The following is a 16,032-nucleotide window of genomic DNA, read 5'->3' on the forward strand; positions in this document are numbered from 1 at the left end:
CAGTCAGCGGTGACAGGACATTTGCCGAAGCGCGTTTCTGGGTCGGGCCCCCCCCACACACAGCGATCGCTGTGGTCAATATCGATAGCAGTACGAAAAAGGGGTGCACTGAGCGCCCCTTTTCGTTTTCAGCGTTACTCTGCCGCCTCGGCGTAATCCTCCAGCGGCGGGCAGGTGCAGACGAGGTTGCGGTCGCCGAAGACGTTGTCGACGCGGTTGACCGGCGACCAGTATTTGTCGACGCGGAAGGCACCCGGCGGGTAGCAGGCCTGTTCGCGCGAATAGGGGCGGTCCCAATCGCCGACGAGATCTTCCACCGTGTGCGGCGCGTTCTTCAGCGGATTGTTGGTGCGGTCCATCCGGCCGTCCTCTATCGCCTGAGCCTCGGCACGGATCGCCAGCATCGCATCGCAGAAGCGGTCGATCTCGGCCTTGGTTTCCGATTCCGTCGGCTCGATCATCAGCGTGCCGGCAACCGGCCAGCTCATGGTGGGCGCATGGAAGCCGCAGTCGATCAGCCGCTTGGCAACGTCGTCCACCGTGACGCCGGCGCTGTCCACCAGCGGGCGCGTGTCGATGATGCACTCATGCGCTACGCGGCCCTTGGCCGACTTGTAGAGCACGCCGTAAGCGCCCTTCAGCCTTGCGGCGATATAGTTGGCGTTGAGGATCGCCACCTTGGTCGCCTGCGTCAGGCCTTCGCCGCCCATCATCAGGCAGTAGCTCCACGAGATCGGCAGGATCGACGCCGAGGCGAAGGGAGCCGCGGAGACGGCGCCTTCGCCGCCATCGGTTTCCGGATGTCCCGGGAGGAACGGCGCTAAGTGCGCCTTGACGCCGATCGGCCCCATGCCGGGGCCGCCGCCGCCATGCGGGATGCAGAAGGTCTTGTGCAGGTTGAGATGGCTGACGTCGGAACCGATATCGCCGGGCCGGGCGAGCCCGACCATGGCGTTCATGTTGGCTCCGTCGAGATAGACTTGGCCGCCATGCCTGTGAACAATCTCGCAGACCTCGCGAACATTCTCCTCGAACACGCCGTGCGTGGACGGATAGGTAATCATGCAGCACGAGAGGTTTTCCGTGTACTGCTTTGCTTTTTCACGGAAATCCTCCATGTCGATGTCGCCGTTGTCGCTGACCTTGACGACGACCACCTTCATGCCGGCCATCTGCGCCGAGGCCGGGTTGGTGCCGTGCGCCGAGGTCGGGATCAGGCAGACGTCGCGATGACTGTCGCCGTTGGCAAGGTGATAGGCGCGGATGGTAAGCAGCCCCGCATATTCGCCCTGAGCACCCGAATTCGGCTGCATCGAGACCGCGTCATAACCCGTGATGGCGCAAAGCTTCTGCGACAGATCGGTGATCATGTGGCGATAGCCTTCGGCCTGGTCCGCCGGCACGAAGGGATGGATTTCGGAGAATTCCGGCCAGGTGATCGGCAGCATTTCCGCTGTTGCGTTGAGCTTCATCGTGCAGGAGCCGAGCGGGATCATCGAACGATCGAGCGCCAGATCCCGGTCCGACAACCGGCGGATATAGCGCGTCATTTCGCTTTCCGCCCGGTTCATATGGAAGATCGGATGGGTCAGATATTCGCTGGTGCGCAGCAAGGATTCCGGCAGACGGTAGCCGGGTTCGAAATCCTCGACGCTGAAATCGCCGCCGAACGCCCGCCAGACGGCCTCCAGCGTCACCGGCCGCGAGCGTTCGTCGAGACTGATGCCGATTTTGGTGGTGCCGATCCGGCGCAGGTTGACTTCTTCGGCGACCGCCGTCTTCAGGATGATGCCCTGAAGCTTGCCGACATCGACGGTGATCGTGTCGAAGAACACGTCGGGCTCGACCTTGTAGCCAAGTTTCTCGAGTCCCATGGCGAGACGAACGGTCTTCTGATGAACGCTCTGGGCGATCGCCTTGATGCCCTTCGGACCGTGGAAAACCGCATACATCGATGCCATGACGGCAAGCAGCACTTGTGCCGTGCAGATGTTGGATGTCGCCTTTTCCCGGCGGATATGCTGTTCGCGCGTCTGCAGCGACAGGCGGTAGGCGCGGTTGCCGCGGCTATCGACGGATACGCCGACGAGACGGCCGGGCATTGAGCGCTTGTAGGCATCCTTGACCGCCATGTAGGCCGCGTGCGGGCCGCCATATCCGACGGGAACACCGAAACGCTGGGTGCAGCCAATGGCAATATCGGCACCCATTTCGCCGGGCGATTTCAGGAGTGCGAGCGCCAGTGGATCGGCGGCAACGACCGCGATCGCGCCGGCCTGATGCAGCCGGGCGATCAGACCGGAAAAGTCGCTCACATGGCCATAGGTGCCGGGATACTGGAAGATTGCGCCGAAGACGCTCGCGGATTCGAGATCGCTATGAGGATTGCCGACGATGACCGTCCAGCCGAGCGGCTCGGCGCGGGTCTTGATCAGCGCGATCGTCTGCGGATGGCAGTTCTCATCGACGAAGAACGTGCGTTCCTTGGATTTTGCGACGCGTTCGGCCATGGCCATGGCTTCGGCTGCAGCCGTTGCCTCGTCGAGCAGCGAGGCGTTGGCGACGTCGAGGCCAGTCAGGTCACAGACCATCGTCTGGTAGTTCAGCAGCGCCTCCAAACGGCCCTGGCTGATTTCCGGCTGGTAGGGCGTATAGGCCGTGTACCAGGCCGGGTTTTCCAGAATGTTGCGCTGGATCACCGGCGGCGTGATTGTGCCGTAGTAGCCTTGGCCGATCAGCGACACGAGCTTCTGATTGCGGTTGGCCGTTTCGCGCATCTTGTCGAGCGCCTCGCGCTCGGTCATCGCGGCCCCCCAGGCAAGCGGCGTCTTCTGCCGGATCGACGGCGGAACTGTGTCATCGATCAACGCGTCGAGGCTGTCATAACCAATGACCTTGAGCATCGCCGCCATTTCGTCGGGCGAGGGCCCGATATGGCGCCGGTTGGCGAAGTCATACGGCTTGTAGTCGGTGAAGGTGAAGTCTTTCGGCATGCTCATCAGGCGATCAGCTCCTTGTAGGCGGCTTCGTCCAGCAGTGCATTGGCGGCGGACGGGTCCGAAAGCTTGAGCTTGAAGAACCAGCCGGCGCCCTGCGGGTCGCTGTTGACCAGCGCCGGGTCGTCGACGATCGCCTGGTTGCTCTCGAGGATCTCGCCGTCGAGCGGACAATAGACGTCGGAAGCAGCCTTGACGGATTCGACGGTCGCGGCGGTCGCGCCCTTGTCGAGGCTCGTTCCGGTTTCAGGCAGTTCGACGAAGACGAGATCGCCCAGTTGCTCGGCGGCATGCGCGGTGATGCCGACGGTCGCCACGTCACCCTCGATCTTCAGCCATTCATGTTCGTCGGTAAATTTCAGCATTGGATTTTGCTCCAGATCAGCGTTTGTAGGTCGGGGTGATGAAGGGAAGGGATGAGACGGTGACGGGCAGGTATTTGCCGCGCACCTCCGCGAAGAGTTGGGAACCGTTCGCGATATAGGGCGCTGCGACATAGCCCATGGCGACCGGATGGTCGGCGCTCGGTCCGAATCCGCCTGAGGTGACGGTACCGGCCGGCCGTTCACCCTGCGCATCGGCAAACAGGGCTGCACCGCCGCGCACGGGCGCTTTCCCGTCTGGCTTCAGGCCGACGCGCCGCCGGCCGGCGCCGTCGGCAAACTGACGCAAGATGATGCCCGCGCCGGGGAAGCCGCCTTCGCGAGCGCCGCCCGTCCGGCGCGCCTTCTGCATCGCCCATTCGAGCGCCGCTTCGACCGGCGTTGTGCCGGTGTCGATGTCGTTTCCGTAAAGACACAGCCCGGCTTCCAGGCGAAGCGAGTCGCGGGCGCCGAGACCGATCGGCAGGACATCGGGATGTTCGAGAAGCCGGCGCGTCACATCTTCGGCAGAGGCGGCGGGAATGGAGATCTCGAAACCGTCCTCCCCGGTATAGCCGGAGCGGGAAATGATGCAGGGGACGTCATGAAGATCGGCTTCGGCCACGTCCATGAAGCGCATGGTAGCGACATCGGCCCAGAGCTCGGCCAGAACACATTCGGCGCGGGGGCCCTGCAGCGCGATCAGCGCGCGGTCATTGAGTAAGGTGAGATCGCAGGTCTCGTTGAGCTGTTTTTGCAGATGTGCGAAATCGGCATCCTTGCAGGCGGCATTGACGACGAGGAACAGGTGATCGCCGCGATTGGCAATCATCAGGTCGTCAAGGATGCCGCCCTCGTCGTTGGTGAAAAGCCCGTAGCGCTGGCGGCCGTCGCCAAGACCGAGCACGTCGACAGGCACGAGCTTTTCAAGCGCAAGCGCCGCATCCTCGATTTTTCCGGATTTCGGCCGCAGGATGATCTGGCCCATATGCGAAACGTCGAACAGGCCGGCGGCGGCGCGGGTGTGGAGATGCTCTTTCATCACCCCCGCCGGATATTGCACCGGCATGTCGTAGCCGGCAAAGGGCACCATGCGGGCGCCAAGCGACACGTGCAGCGCATGCAGCGGCGTCTGTTTCAGGGGGGAATGATCGTCCAAATCCGGCCTCCAGGTCTGGCGCAACGCGCCGGCTCATCTCCACGCGCATTGACTGCGACGTATCCTCGAGCCCCCTCTGTCCCTTTGCCTGAGATTGTTATCCCTTCGGCGAGCGGAAATGCTTCTCTCCAGAGTCCTACCGGCACCTTGCTGGTCCTTTGGCCTGAGAGTTTCCGGGGCGGTTGCTCCTTCGGCACCGGTGTTACCCGGATTCTCCCAACAAGATCGGGTTCAGATAACGGCGATCCCGATTGCTTGGCAAGCGCAAAATGTCGCGGCCGAACAGATTTTTGTCGCCACCGTTTCAGTAGGATGAGAATGCTGCGGCAAAGCGGCCTTTGCTTTTCTTGCGCCGAGACGTTAATGCAATCGGTCAACACGGGGATGATCGATGGCCAGAGCCGGACGACAGTGGCAGATGACGGTGCGCGTGCTTTCGGCACTCGCCCTGCTGTTCCTGTCTTTTGCGCATCAACCGACCTTCGCCCGGCAGATCACGTCGGCGATCGCAAGCGAATATCTGCTACCGGATGGCACGATCGCCGATATCTGCTTCGGGTCGGACGGTGTCGACGATCACAATTCCACGCATGAGGGGCTTGCGCCGGTCTGCGACTATTGCCGGCTCGCCGCATCGATCGCCTTGCCGTCGCCCCCAAGCGACGGTTATCTCATCATTCGCTTCGCCGCGTTTGCCGAAAGCAAGGCGGATTTTCTAGCCGTTTTCGTCGAACATCGGCGCGCTCTGCCGCAATCGCGTGCCCCTCCGCTGTCGCTCTGACGTTATCGCTTCGGCGATTCTTTCACGTTTTCAGTCATTTTAGCCGCCCGATGCGGCGTTGACCGGCTTGCCGTGTTGGCAACGACCGGTCTGGAGACAGATCAATGATACAGACCAGAACAGCACTTCTTGCGTTTGCCTTTTCTCTTGCTGGCGCTGGCGCCGCCTATGCGCATGCGTCCTTCGAAACCGATAAAGTTGCCTCGGAAAGCAACTTCAAGGCCGTGCTGCAGATTCCGCACGGTTGCGACGGCAATGCGACGACCGAAGTCCAGGTGAAACTGCCGGAAGGCTTCGTCTTTGCCAAGCCGCAGCCGAAGGCCGGCTGGGAGATCGAGATCATCAAGGGCGACTACCAGAAGAGCTACGACAACCACGGCAAGACGGTAACGTCCGGGCCGCTCGAAATCCGCTGGAAGAACGGCAATCTGTCCGACGACTATTACGACACCTTCGTCATCAAGGGGAAAATCTCGGGCTTCGACAAGGAGACGCAGATCGCCTTTCCGGTGACGCAGCTATGCGGCGCGACGGACAAGGTCGTCTGGGACGAGATCGCCGCCGAAGGCCAGGACGCCCATTCGCTCGATCACCCGGCACCGACGATCACCGTGACTTCGGCACAGGCCAGCGGGCATCACGGCGATCACATGGCAGCGATGGCGGGGAAGGGTGACGCGACGGTCAAGGCCGGATCGCTTGAGATTTCAGGCGGCGGCGTCAAGGCGATGCTACCGGGGGCCAAGGTCGGCGGCGGCGGCTTCACGGTCAAGAACGATGGAAGCGAAGACGATAGGCTGGTCTCGGTCGAAAGCCCGGCCGCGGGTCGCGTCGAACTGCACGAAATGACCATGCAGAACGACGTGATGAAGATGCGCAAGCTGGAAGAGGGCATCGCCATTCCGGCCGGTGAAACCGTCGAGCTCAAGGGCGGCAGCCTGCATCTGATGTTCATGGACGTGAAAAAGCCGTTCGTCGAGGGCGACAGCGTGCCGGTGACGCTGACCTTCGAAAAGGCCGGCAAGGTCGACTATGTACTTCCCGTCGGTAGCGCCGCCGGTGGCGCGCACAAGCACAATTGAATTTCCGGCACAACTGAGTTTTGTGATTTTTTCGGCACAAGGAGGCGGCGCGGGAACACTGCGCTGCTGCCTTTTTCTCACGGGGAGGGCGGCTTACTCTTCGGAGCTCTCGCCGTTCTCATCGGCTTTCGGCTCATCCGGTTCGAATTCCATATAGCGACGAACCACGTCGCCGCGTGTGCCCTGCGGCGGCCGACCGTTGGAACTCAACAGCATCAGCGACAGCGCGGTCGGGCTGCGCAGTGCCGCGACCGATGCATGCCTGTTGGCCGCATCGTCCTTCGGCCGTGCCGACAGCAATGTGATCGCCTCCTCGGTCGGGCCATCGCCGCTCACGCGCGCGGACGGCTTCACGGCTTGCGCCGCGTAAGCCGCCGTGGTGGCTGACATGGTAATGACCTGGGCCATGACGATCTGCCCTGTGAGGGCGCTCCTTCGGATGTGGCAATACAGCCCTCTTAACCCGGGCGCCATTTCATCCGCGTGAAATCGGGCGCCTGCATTTGAGGCAAATTTTATCGGTCATCCGAAGGAGGAAGGGGATTGAAGGGGTGGGCCTGGCGGAGGCTTGACGCCTGCCAGCGTCATTCCGCCGTCTCTTTGAACGGCGAAAAGCCTAGCGGCGCCATGTCAGTTCGACGCGGTCTCGTCGATAGAACGGCCGACCACCAGCGCAGCCTTCAGGCCCGACTCCAGCTTTTCGTAAATGCCGTCGGCTTGCACACCGAGCGCGTCAAGTGTCTTCGAGAAGAAGCAGCGGACGGCGGCGGCGGTGACGACGTCGAAGATTTCGGCGTCGGAGAGGCCGTGCCGCTTCAGGGCATCGACATCCGGCTCTTCGATCGCGGTCGCATCACGCACCACCTTGGCGGCAAATCGCATGATGGCGCGTTCAGCCTCGTCGATCGGGGCCTCGTTCGGATTTTCCGCGACTTGCTGCACCTCGTCGGCGGTAAAGATATCGCGCAGCAGGACGGAGCCGTGAGCAAGCATGCAGTAGGAACTCTTCAATTCCTTTGCCGCCGCCATCGTCACCAGTTCGTAGCGGCGCAGGTCCATGTTGGCCCTGATGCTGGCAAGCAGCGCGCTCCAATTCGCCATCACCTCCGGCCGGTGACCGAAGGCCTTCATCATGTTCGGCAGGTAGCCATAGCCGGCCTCGGCCTGCGCATACATCGCCGCTGTCTGCTCGCCGGCGGAAGCATCGGGTGTTTCGATGAAGGGCATCGTGCAGGTCTCCCAAGGCGGAAAAGGCACAATAGGAGCGCCTGAGTTGCATTGCAAGAAAGGCGGAACACGGCCCATCACGATGTGGTGACCGGGCTGGATTCGTGACGGCAGAAGCAGGTGACACCGTTGGAACCGGCCGCAATTGGCGGCATAACGGGCTCTGCTCCGATTCTTCCGGACGAGGATAGGTCGCGCACTGCTTTCATCGGCAAGCGTGCCCGGCTGCTTCGTTCGGCTGGATAGGACATGTTGAAGCGGATTGATGGGGCTCATGACAATCGACCATAGTTTATCCCGCCGCGGCTTTCTCGCGGCGCTTGCGGCATCGGCTGGCACTTTGGCCGGCTGTACGACGTCCAGTCGGCCCGTGCCGAAGCCGGTGACGATCGCGCGACCCATCGGGCCGCCGTCGGAAGCGGAACTGCAGGTCATGTATGGCCCGGTCGAAGACGGTGGCTACCTGATCCCGGCGGTGCCCTATCAGGAGATCGATCCGCAATTCTACCGCCAGCGCGTCAAGGACCCGACCGGCGAGGCGCCTGGCACGGTGGTCGTCGATACGCCGTCGCGCTTTCTCTACGTCGTCGAGCCGGGCGGAACGGCAATGCGCTACGGCGTCGGCATCGGCCGCGAAGGGTTTGCCTGGCAGGGCGACGGCATCATCCACTGGCGCCAGGCCTGGCCGCACTGGAAGCCGCCGAACGAGATGGTCGCCCGCACGCCGAGCCTTGCGAAATACTCGATCGAGAACGGCGGCATGCCGCCGGGCCTCGACAATCCGCTCGGCGCGCGTGCGCTCTATATCTTTCAGAACGGCGAAGACACGCTCTACCGGCTGCATGGCAATCCGGAGTGGCAGTCGATCGGCAAGGCGGTGTCGTCCGGCTGCGTGCGGCTTCTGAACCAGGACATCATCGAGCTCTACGAGAGGGTGCCCTACAAGGCGAGGATCGTCGTCTGGCAATGACATGCCGGCGGATGCTTCCGCCGCAACAAGCCCGGTCCTGATTAACGGAACGCTAACCGCTCTTTCGGATTCTGTCTGGGATCGGGGCGGACGGTGCCCTGATTTGGACCGTTCGACACAACTTTGGCACGATTTCAAGCAATAGACGCCTTCATGCTTCCTTCGATTTCCCTTTCCGGCGCCGCGATGCGCACCGCCCGCCGCGTTCTCACCCGGACGATCGCCGCCCTTGCGCTCGGCGTGGCGCTCTCCGGCTGCCTGGGGCTGGACGATCTCTCCGAGGCGCCACCGAAACTCTCCGGCAAGATGATAGCCGAGATGTCGAGGAAGGGCATGAAGCCGGAAAGTCCGGTGCTGGTCAGGATTTTCAAGCAGGAAAGCGAGCTCGAAGTCTGGAAGGTCGACAAGTCGGGCACTTACGCGCTTTTGAAGACTTATCCGATGTGCCGCTGGTCGGGAAAGCTCGGACCGAAGACGAAGATCGGCGACCGGCAGGCGCCGGAAGGCTTCTATCACGTCTCGGCAGGCCAGCTTAATCCGAACTCGCAATATTACGTCTCCTTCAATCTCGGCTATCCGAACCGACTCGAATCGGCGCTCGGCTATACCGGCGAGGCGCTGATGGTTCATGGGGCCTGCTCGTCCTCCGGCTGCTATGCCATGACCGACCAGGGCGTCGGCGAAATCTATGCGATCGTGCAGAGGGCGCTTTCGGGCGGGCAGGAGAATTTCCAGGTCCAGGCCTTTCCGTTCCGCATGACGGCCAAGAACATGGCGCTCAATCGGGGCGATCCGAACATGTCCTTCTGGCACACGCTGAAGGAAGGATACGATGCCTTCGAGGTGACGCGCCGGCAGCCCAAGGTTTCCGTCTGCGAAAGCCGCTACGTCTTCAACAAGGAATTCGACGGCGGCGAACCGGCCGATCCGCTCGCGGCCTGCCCGGCGGTCACCAACCAGCTCGAGCCGCAGGCGATGGCGAAGATTGAAGCGGCGGAGCGCCAGGTCGAAGCGGCGATGACGCAAGCCATTCCCGCGAGCAGTTCGATGAGCGCCTATGTCGATGGCGGCATGCATCCGAGTTTTCGCACACTGTTGAAGCGGGAAGGGCCGAAGAAGCTGGCGGCGAGCATTTCCGCCACCAAATACCCGATCAGCCGGCCGGAAGCGGCACTGGCGGATCCGTTCGCGGGGCGGTGAGGGCGGGCGTTCGGCCCTTTGAATGCACGTAACAATGAAGCGCAACGGGAGGATCGGATGCGCCACAGCTACAGTCTCGACCACTTCGCACTGCTGGTCCGCGATCTTAATCGCAGCGTCGCCTTCTACACCGACATCCTCGGTTTCGAGCCGATCGAACGGGCCGGCAGCGCCAATGTGCGCTGGCTGACGATCGGCGGGCTCGATACGATCCACCTCATCGAGGGCGATTTCGGCGCCACGCACCTGACCAAGGATACGCATTTTGCGCTGCGCGTTGACGACCTTGATGCGTTCGTCGCGGATATCGTGGCGAGTGGCGTGACGTTTTACGACTGGCCGGGACATGTCGGGCAGATCGGGGTCCGGCGGGACGGTTTCCGGCAGGCCTATGTGCAGGATCCGGACGGGTACTGGATCGAGATCAATGATCATACGCGGGCGGTTGCTGGCAGGTGAGGCGGGACGTCTTGCGGCCATGACCGATCCTTCACGCGCGATCTCTCGCCGTGGTTTGGCTGATGTCGGACGGGGCGCTGAAAGCTGCCTCGTAAGAATAGAATAGGTGACACCTCTCAGAGCCCCGTTCGGCGGTTTATGCCCGCAAACTCGTTCCGCTACGGCCTGTCGGCCCTCTATGCCTTTGCACGCCCGCAGCAGCAGCATCAGCCTGCGGAGGGGAACCTTCTTGCAAACCCCGGCCTCAAGGACTTCCGTCCTTTCCCTGAAACCGGCGCCGGTCCCGCCTGGCTGCCACGGCTGGCAGCGTATCCGAGGCGGAACGGGGTTATCGTAGAGGAGGTTTTGGAGGCGGGGATTTTTGAGGTGTTGCGGAGATCCCCTCACCAACAAAATCTAACACTTAGCCTTTGGCTAAGATGTTGATTTTGTGTCCTCTCCCACTGGGGGAGAGGTAAAGCCAGCCGCGCCTTCGCGGCAGACCGTCATCCCCGTTTTGGCCGGAGAGGTGCCGCGGGTTACCTCTCCCCTTGTATCCCCTTCCTTCCGGCGTGGTCTCGAGCCGTTTTTTTACGGAATTATGTAGCAAATGCCACCAACGACCGCTTTCGGCCCAATGCTGGAAATTTTGCATCAGCGAGACGATCAGGGTTACGTGGAGCGTCGATATTCGGGACGTGACCCATCTGCTTTGGCAGGATTACGGCCTGTCGTCGAAAGTCCAGCCGGGCGCGTCGTGCTGATTGCGGAGACAATAATCTCCGCAACCAGCACCATCGTTCGCAAGCAGGCGTCTTAGCCGGCAGAGAACTTCTGGACGGCGGTCACGTCGAAATAATCCCGCCACTCGACAATCTTGTCGCCTTCAAGCTCGAAAATTCCCATGATCATCACGCGCCCAATCTCACTGCCGTCGGCACGCTCGAACCGGTCGAGCCTTTCGGTGAGAACGCGGGGTCCGTCTGCGGCAATCGCGAGCATGTCGATATGGACCGTGGAGATGCCCATAGATGTCTCAAGTCCGTCGATCATCGCAATGGCCTCGTCGGTACCCGTTGTGACTGAGACGCCTTCGTTGACCCAGCGCGTGTCGGGTGTGAACCAGCGACGGACGGCTGGCCTTCCGCCGTCTTCATGAAATGTTGCGCAGAAAGCTGAAACGATTTCGATTGGGGTGGGCATGGCAGTTTCTCCTGGACCATCAGAAGCCCCGATGGCCTCTGTCTTGAGGCCGATAATAGGATTTGAACCCGGATGCCACGATGCCGAATCTTCCGTCAACATTGCCTAATCTTCCGGAATGCTTGATAGAACTGGGCAATCGGGTTAGGGTGGCTCCATGAGCGAACTCGACAAAATACGCGCCATCGCAATGCGTCACGCCGGCCGTCCAAGTCTTAAATTGCCGAGACTGTTTGCTTACACCCTCGACCATACGACTGAGATCGACCCGCTGATCTATGATCCGGCGGCATCCCTGGTGATACAGGGCACTCAGCGCATGTTTATCGGCGACAAAATGTTCGAGTACGGACCCGGTCAAAGCATGATCGTCGCGGCCGAGATCGCCGCGTTGGGACAGGTCTGCGAGGCTTCACAAGATAGACCGTTTGTCGCAGTCGGTCTGTTTCTGGACCCGGCTCTGCTGTCCGACCTCGTCCTCGAGATGGCAGCGATGCCGGAGTTGCCGATTGAATCGGGATACGGCGTCAGCACTGCGAGTGTGTCGCTTCTTGGCGCTTGGGGAAGATTGGTGGAACTGCTCGATCGCCCGACCGAAATCCCGGTCATGGCTCAGTCTCTGGAGCACGAGCTCATGTTTCGGCTGCTGATAGGCCCGCACGGCGGCCTGCTCCGTCAGATTGCCGGGTCTGACTCGCGCCTGATGCACATTCGCAAGGCCATGGCCTGGATACGCGACCATTACACCGAGCGCCTCGATTTCAAGGCGGTGGCGGCACTGGCAGGCATGAGCGTATCCGTTTTTTATGACCGCTTTAAAGCCGTCGCCGCCGTCAGCCCGCTTCAGTATCAGAAGTATATCCGGCTCCACGAGGCCCGCCGACGCATGATCGCGAACCAGGCAGGTGCAGCCGAGGTGGGGTTCGCGGTCGGCTACGAAAGCGCCTCGCAGTTCAGCCGTGAGTACAAGCGTCTCTTCGGAGCGCCTCCGGGTCAAGACACCAAAAGAGCGAAGGCGGGATTGGGGGGCATTACTCCGCCAAGAGCGCTTGGTGCTCGGCCAGATGTTGCTTGAACCGCTGACCGTAGTCCCGACCCACGGCCGCCACGACGCTCTCTCGTAGAGCCAAAGCGTCCCGCCATCGCGTTACGCTCGGGAAGCCCTGGAACATCATCTGCGTCACGGCCGGGTTGATGAGGTCGAAATACCGGAGCAGAGGCGCGAACACCGCATCGACCATGCTGAACGTCGAACCAGCGAAGTACGGCCCCTGTTCCAATGCTTCCTCGAGCCTCTCAAGCCGGCCTCGAAAGGCGGCACGCTTGGCGTCTGCAGTCCCGCGATCCTTGGCGTTGAGGAATTGCCAGGCTTCGGCCAGAGTCGCCGTGCCATATTCGATCCAGGCGCGCTGCCGAGCGCGGGACAGCGCATCCTCCGAGTAGAGCTTGCCGCCACCTTGCGTCTCTTCGAGGTATTCGCAGATCACCATGCTTTCGAACAGGACGGCGTCCCTGTCATCCGCCTGCTTCACCTTCAGCAAAGGCACCTTGCCCGTCGGTGAAAGCGCCAGGAACCAGTCTGGTTTGTCAGCGAGATCGACGTCGATCCTTTCGAAGGCGACGCCTTTCTCCAGGAGAACAATGGCCGCGCGCTGAACGAACGGGCATAGGGGGTGGCTGATGAGGGTAAGCTTGGTGGTCGTCATGATGGCCTCTCGATAATCGACAATCTGGTGAGAGCTCGCGCGGTCTAAAGTAATTGTCCTCCCGAGATGTCGAACGTGGTGCCATTGGCCCAGGCCATGTCGTCGGACAGGATCGCGGCGACGGCGCCGCCCACATCGTCCGGCAGTCCGACGCGGCCAAGCGCGATGCCTTGCGCGACGTACGCGTTTACACCCTCGTCATCGCGTACTGCGCCGCCGCCGAAATCGGTTGCGATGGCACCCGGCGCGATGGCGTTGACGCGAATCCTGCGCTCACCCAGCTCGACAGCCAGATAACGTGAGAGCACCTCGACCGCCGCCTTCATGGCCGCATAGAGGCTGTACCCCGGCAAGGTGAAGCGCACGAAGCCGGACGAGACGTTCAGAATGCGCCCCCCGTCCGCGATCAGCGGCAGAAGCTTCTGGGTCAAGAAAACAGGCCCCTGGAGATGGGTTGAAACCAGGGAAGCAAACTGCTCCTCGGTCGCGTCGACAAAGTTAGAGAACAGGCCGTTGCCTGCGTTGTTGACGAGATAGTCGAAACGATCTCTGTGGAAATCCGACCTGAGCGTCTTCGTGATGGCATCGACGAATGCCGGGAAGCTCGCCGTGTCGGAGACATCGAGCGCCAGCATCGACGCCTTACCGCCCAGCGCTTCGACTTCCTGACGCAGTGCGTTGGCCTCGGCTGCGCCAGTACGGTAGGTGCCAATGATGTGGACCCCCCGTTTGGCCAGGTGAAGCGCCATGTTGCGGCCAAGGCCGCGGCTTGCGCCGGTGATAAGTGCGATAGGGTGGGTCATGGTTGCCTTTCTCGGATCGTCGCGCCATCGGGCGCTTGATCCAAAATAGGCTAAAGCCTGATCTGGAATACGCCTGATCGGCTCAACGTCTTGCCTGATCGTCTCAACGCCTTTGCTTTTCCGCGGGCCCGTGGCACACTGGAGAAATGACACACGATCTCGCGCAGCACCTGGACATCGTTTTGCGTCATGCCGCGACGGGCCTGACGGAGACACTGATCCCCCGCCTCGATATCTTCGTGGGACAAGGCTCCACGGGCACGGCGCCTTGCCTTTATCGCTCGATGATCTGCTTCATTCTGCAGGGGTCCAAGCGTGTTGCGATCAACGATACCCTTCTCAGTTACGACAGCGCGCAGTATTTCATCAGCGCTCTCGACCTGCCGCTGATCGGGGAAATTCTCGATGCCGGAGAGGCCCGCCCCTATGTCGCGGTCTCACTCGTCCTGGACCCGGCGCTGTTGGCGGAGCTGGCTGCGACCATGCCCTCGGTACGCGAGAGCGATCAGAAAGGCATGGGCGTCGCGGTCAATCCGATGACCGCTCCGCTTTGCGATACATTGCTCCGGTTGCTGTCCTTGCTCGATAGCCCGGCGGACATTCCCGTTCTCGGCCCGATGATCGAGCGCGAGCTACTCTATCGGTTGCTACAGGGTCCGCAGGGACGATTGCTGCGTCAGATCGCACGGCCTGAAGGTGCCTTGGAACGCGTCCGGCGCGCCGTCGCATGGATCAGGGATCACGCCGACGCGCACCTTCGCATCGATGCCCTTTGCGATGCCAGCGGGATGAGCCGCGCAAGCTTGCATCGCCATTTTCTGGCGATAACTGGCTTCAGTCCTCTTCAGTATCAAAAGCATCTCAGATTGCAGGAAGCCCGCCAGTTGTTGCTAGCAGGCGGCCATAGCGCGTCGGATGCGGCCTTCGCGGTCGGATACGAGAGCGCCTCCCAATTCAGCCGCGAGTATCTTCGGCAATTTGGCGCGCCGCCGGCGCGGCATGTCCAGGAGATGCGTCAAGCGATTGAACACCCGACGGTGCCTGCGGCGGCGGGCCAATCTCCAAGACGCCGAGCCGGCTCCAGCGGATGAAGCGATTGTAGAGCGTTTTGTACGGCCCATAACCTGCCGGCGCGTCCTTCCACTGCAGGCCGTTGCTGATCACGTAGACGATCCCACTCACCACCCCGCCGGTCATCGACCCGCGGAACCCCGCGCGACAGCGGGAAGAACGGCGATATCCGCGCGACCCAGCGTTCGATCTAACCGGCCATTTCAATAGGTCCGCCTGAGCTCCTGTCACCATCAAGCTTGAAAGGCAGCTTTCAAGAACTCCCACGGGTGTTGTGAACGACCGAAATGGGGCGCAAAGCTGCCAACGCCGCATCGTTATCGGTTGGTGGCATTTGCTCCATAATTCCGTTTTTTTATCGTCATGGTTGGTTTCCTCTGCATCCTCCTTTCGAGGCCGAAGGCTGGCCGTGCAACCGACAAGGGTCGAGGAAAGCTCCTCGATCCATCCTCCCGGCGTTCTGTGCGCAAGAATGCCACGCACTGCCGGCTTTCTACGGCGAAGCCGTTGGCAAACTTGAACGTGTGAGTGACGAGGAACGCCGTCGCCAGGAGATCTTTCGTCGAGCCGCGCCAGGCATTGCCGGAACACGGTGCCTGGTCACCCTCGGAGCAGAGCAAGGTTATAGGACGGTGGCAATCAGCCGGAAGGATTGATGCGCGCGGGTATTGGCGGGAGACTTTCGCTCGCCTCAGCTCAAATTCCGACGATTCCAATTATCGGCGGCGTGAAGTCCGGAAACCCAAGCCTCGGATAATCACAGTCCCTATCAAACTTGGAGATCGATTGAGTGCGACTGCAAGTCGGATCGGTTTTATAGGCATATCCAGGCAAGTTAACGTACCGACTACTTGGGGTGCACACCACGATGGCGACTCCGATAATCAATGCCGCGTAGGTCTTCATGATCGCGCCTCGTAAGCAAATTGTGTCGGACTTACACCAATCACGGAATTTGTTTGTGCTTTCGTCCGTGATGAAAGCATTCACTCCGTGCAAATATCTCATAAACAGAGGGTGACAACTATTCACAC

The 16,032-nt window shown here is 61.3% G+C and carries 15 protein-coding genes, 1 pseudogene and 1 riboswitch; of the genes and pseudogenes, 7 read left to right on the forward strand and 9 right to left on the reverse strand.

The features are described 5' to 3' along the window. Positions 1-134: 134 nt before the first annotated feature. Genes gcvP through gcvT form a run of 3 tightly spaced genes read right to left on the reverse strand, consistent with a single transcriptional unit; the run spans position 135 to position 4,517 of the window. Positions 135-2,999, reverse strand: a complete 2,865-nt coding sequence (gene gcvP / locus ACSQ3F_RS16435; protein ID WP_436101204.1) for an aminomethyl-transferring glycine dehydrogenase — start codon at positions 2,997-2,999, stop codon at positions 135-137. Further along, entirely contained in the window at positions 2,999-3,361 is a 363-nt protein-coding gene (gene gcvH / locus ACSQ3F_RS16440; protein ID WP_436101205.1) for a glycine cleavage system protein GcvH, read from the reverse strand. The genes gcvP and gcvH overlap by 1 nt, the downstream gene beginning before the upstream one ends. A 16-nt stretch (positions 3,362-3,377) precedes the next feature. Then, the gene (gene gcvT / locus ACSQ3F_RS16445; protein WP_436101206.1) at positions 3,378-4,517 is read right to left on the reverse strand and encodes a glycine cleavage system aminomethyltransferase GcvT; all 1,140 of its coding nucleotides are present in this window, start codon (positions 4,515-4,517) and stop codon (positions 3,378-3,380) included. A gap of 141 nt (positions 4,518-4,658) precedes the next feature. Further along, positions 4,659-4,746: riboswitch (glycine riboswitch) on the reverse strand. Positions 4,747-4,908: 162 nt separating this feature from the next. Here gcvT and ACSQ3F_RS16450 point away from each other — a divergent pair. Together ACSQ3F_RS16450 and ACSQ3F_RS16455 are read left to right on the forward strand one after the other, a co-directional pair. Beyond that, positions 4,909-5,298: a hypothetical protein gene (locus ACSQ3F_RS16450; RefSeq protein ID WP_436101207.1), complete on the forward strand. Its 390-nt coding sequence runs from the start codon at positions 4,909-4,911 to the stop codon at positions 5,296-5,298. Between the two features lie 104 nt (positions 5,299-5,402). Continuing rightward, entirely contained in the window at positions 5,403-6,380 is a 978-nt protein-coding gene (locus ACSQ3F_RS16455; RefSeq protein WP_436101208.1) for a DUF1775 domain-containing protein, read from the forward strand. Between the two features lie 93 nt (positions 6,381-6,473). Here ACSQ3F_RS16455 and ACSQ3F_RS16460 read toward each other — a convergent pair whose 3' ends face one another. Beyond that, complete coding sequence (locus ACSQ3F_RS16460) at positions 6,474-6,788, reverse strand: hypothetical protein (RefSeq protein ID WP_436101209.1); 315 nt, start codon at positions 6,786-6,788, stop codon at positions 6,474-6,476. Between the two features lie 222 nt (positions 6,789-7,010). After that, a complete protein-coding gene (locus ACSQ3F_RS16465) occupies positions 7,011-7,607 on the reverse strand; it encodes a carboxymuconolactone decarboxylase family protein (RefSeq protein WP_436101210.1) in 597 nt (198 codons plus the stop codon). A 274-nt stretch (positions 7,608-7,881) separates the two neighbouring features. Here ACSQ3F_RS16465 and ACSQ3F_RS16470 point away from each other — a divergent pair, with 274 nt between their 5' ends. The 3 genes from ACSQ3F_RS16470 to ACSQ3F_RS16480 all read left to right on the forward strand — a co-directional run bounded on the left by ACSQ3F_RS16470 (position 7,882) and on the right by ACSQ3F_RS16480 (position 10,236). Beyond that, a complete protein-coding gene (locus tag ACSQ3F_RS16470) occupies positions 7,882-8,577 on the forward strand; it encodes a L,D-transpeptidase family protein (RefSeq protein WP_436101211.1) in 696 nt (231 codons plus the stop codon). 153 nt (positions 8,578-8,730) lie between these two features. Beyond that, positions 8,731-9,777, forward strand: a complete 1,047-nt coding sequence (locus ACSQ3F_RS16475) for a hypothetical protein (protein ID WP_436101212.1) — start codon at positions 8,731-8,733, stop codon at positions 9,775-9,777. Positions 9,778-9,834: 57 nt separating this feature from the next. Next, positions 9,835-10,236, forward strand: a complete 402-nt coding sequence (locus ACSQ3F_RS16480) for a VOC family protein (RefSeq protein WP_436101213.1) — start codon at positions 9,835-9,837, stop codon at positions 10,234-10,236. A 795-nt stretch (positions 10,237-11,031) separates the two neighbouring features. On the opposite strand, the gene ACSQ3F_RS16485 is transcribed toward ACSQ3F_RS16480, so the two are convergent. Continuing rightward, a complete protein-coding gene (locus tag ACSQ3F_RS16485; protein ID WP_436101214.1) occupies positions 11,032-11,418 on the reverse strand; it encodes a limonene-1,2-epoxide hydrolase in 387 nt (128 codons plus the stop codon). Positions 11,419-11,575: 157 nt separating this feature from the next. Here ACSQ3F_RS16485 and ACSQ3F_RS16490 point away from each other — a divergent pair, with 157 nt between their 5' ends. Continuing rightward, positions 11,576-12,493: an AraC family transcriptional regulator gene (locus tag ACSQ3F_RS16490; RefSeq protein ID WP_436101215.1), complete on the forward strand. Its 918-nt coding sequence runs from the start codon at positions 11,576-11,578 to the stop codon at positions 12,491-12,493. Here ACSQ3F_RS16490 and ACSQ3F_RS16495 read toward each other — a convergent pair. Next, the gene (locus tag ACSQ3F_RS16495; RefSeq protein WP_436101216.1) at positions 12,450-13,124 is read right to left on the reverse strand and encodes a glutathione S-transferase family protein; all 675 of its coding nucleotides are present in this window, start codon (positions 13,122-13,124) and stop codon (positions 12,450-12,452) included. The two genes, ACSQ3F_RS16490 and ACSQ3F_RS16495, sit on opposite strands and share 44 nt — an antisense overlap. A 44-nt stretch (positions 13,125-13,168) precedes the next feature. Further along, positions 13,169-13,927, reverse strand: coding sequence for an SDR family NAD(P)-dependent oxidoreductase (locus tag ACSQ3F_RS16500; protein WP_436101217.1), 759 nt, complete (start codon positions 13,925-13,927; stop codon positions 13,169-13,171). Between the two features lie 146 nt (positions 13,928-14,073). Between ACSQ3F_RS16500 and ACSQ3F_RS16505 the strand changes: the two genes are divergently transcribed. Further along, the gene (locus ACSQ3F_RS16505; RefSeq protein ID WP_436101218.1) at positions 14,074-15,018 is read left to right on the forward strand and encodes an AraC family transcriptional regulator N-terminal domain-containing protein; all 945 of its coding nucleotides are present in this window, start codon (positions 14,074-14,076) and stop codon (positions 15,016-15,018) included. Here ACSQ3F_RS16505 and ACSQ3F_RS16510 read toward each other — a convergent pair. Further along, positions 14,993-15,188 (reverse strand): annotated as a pseudogene (locus tag ACSQ3F_RS16510) (transposase); the annotation flags it as partial. The gene ACSQ3F_RS16505 and the pseudogene ACSQ3F_RS16510 sit on opposite strands and share 26 nt — an antisense overlap. Positions 15,189-16,032: the final 844 nt, after the last annotated feature.

The organism is Pararhizobium sp. LjRoot238, assembly GCF_964252955.1.
GTDB lineage: Bacteria > Pseudomonadota > Alphaproteobacteria > Rhizobiales > Rhizobiaceae > Pararhizobium.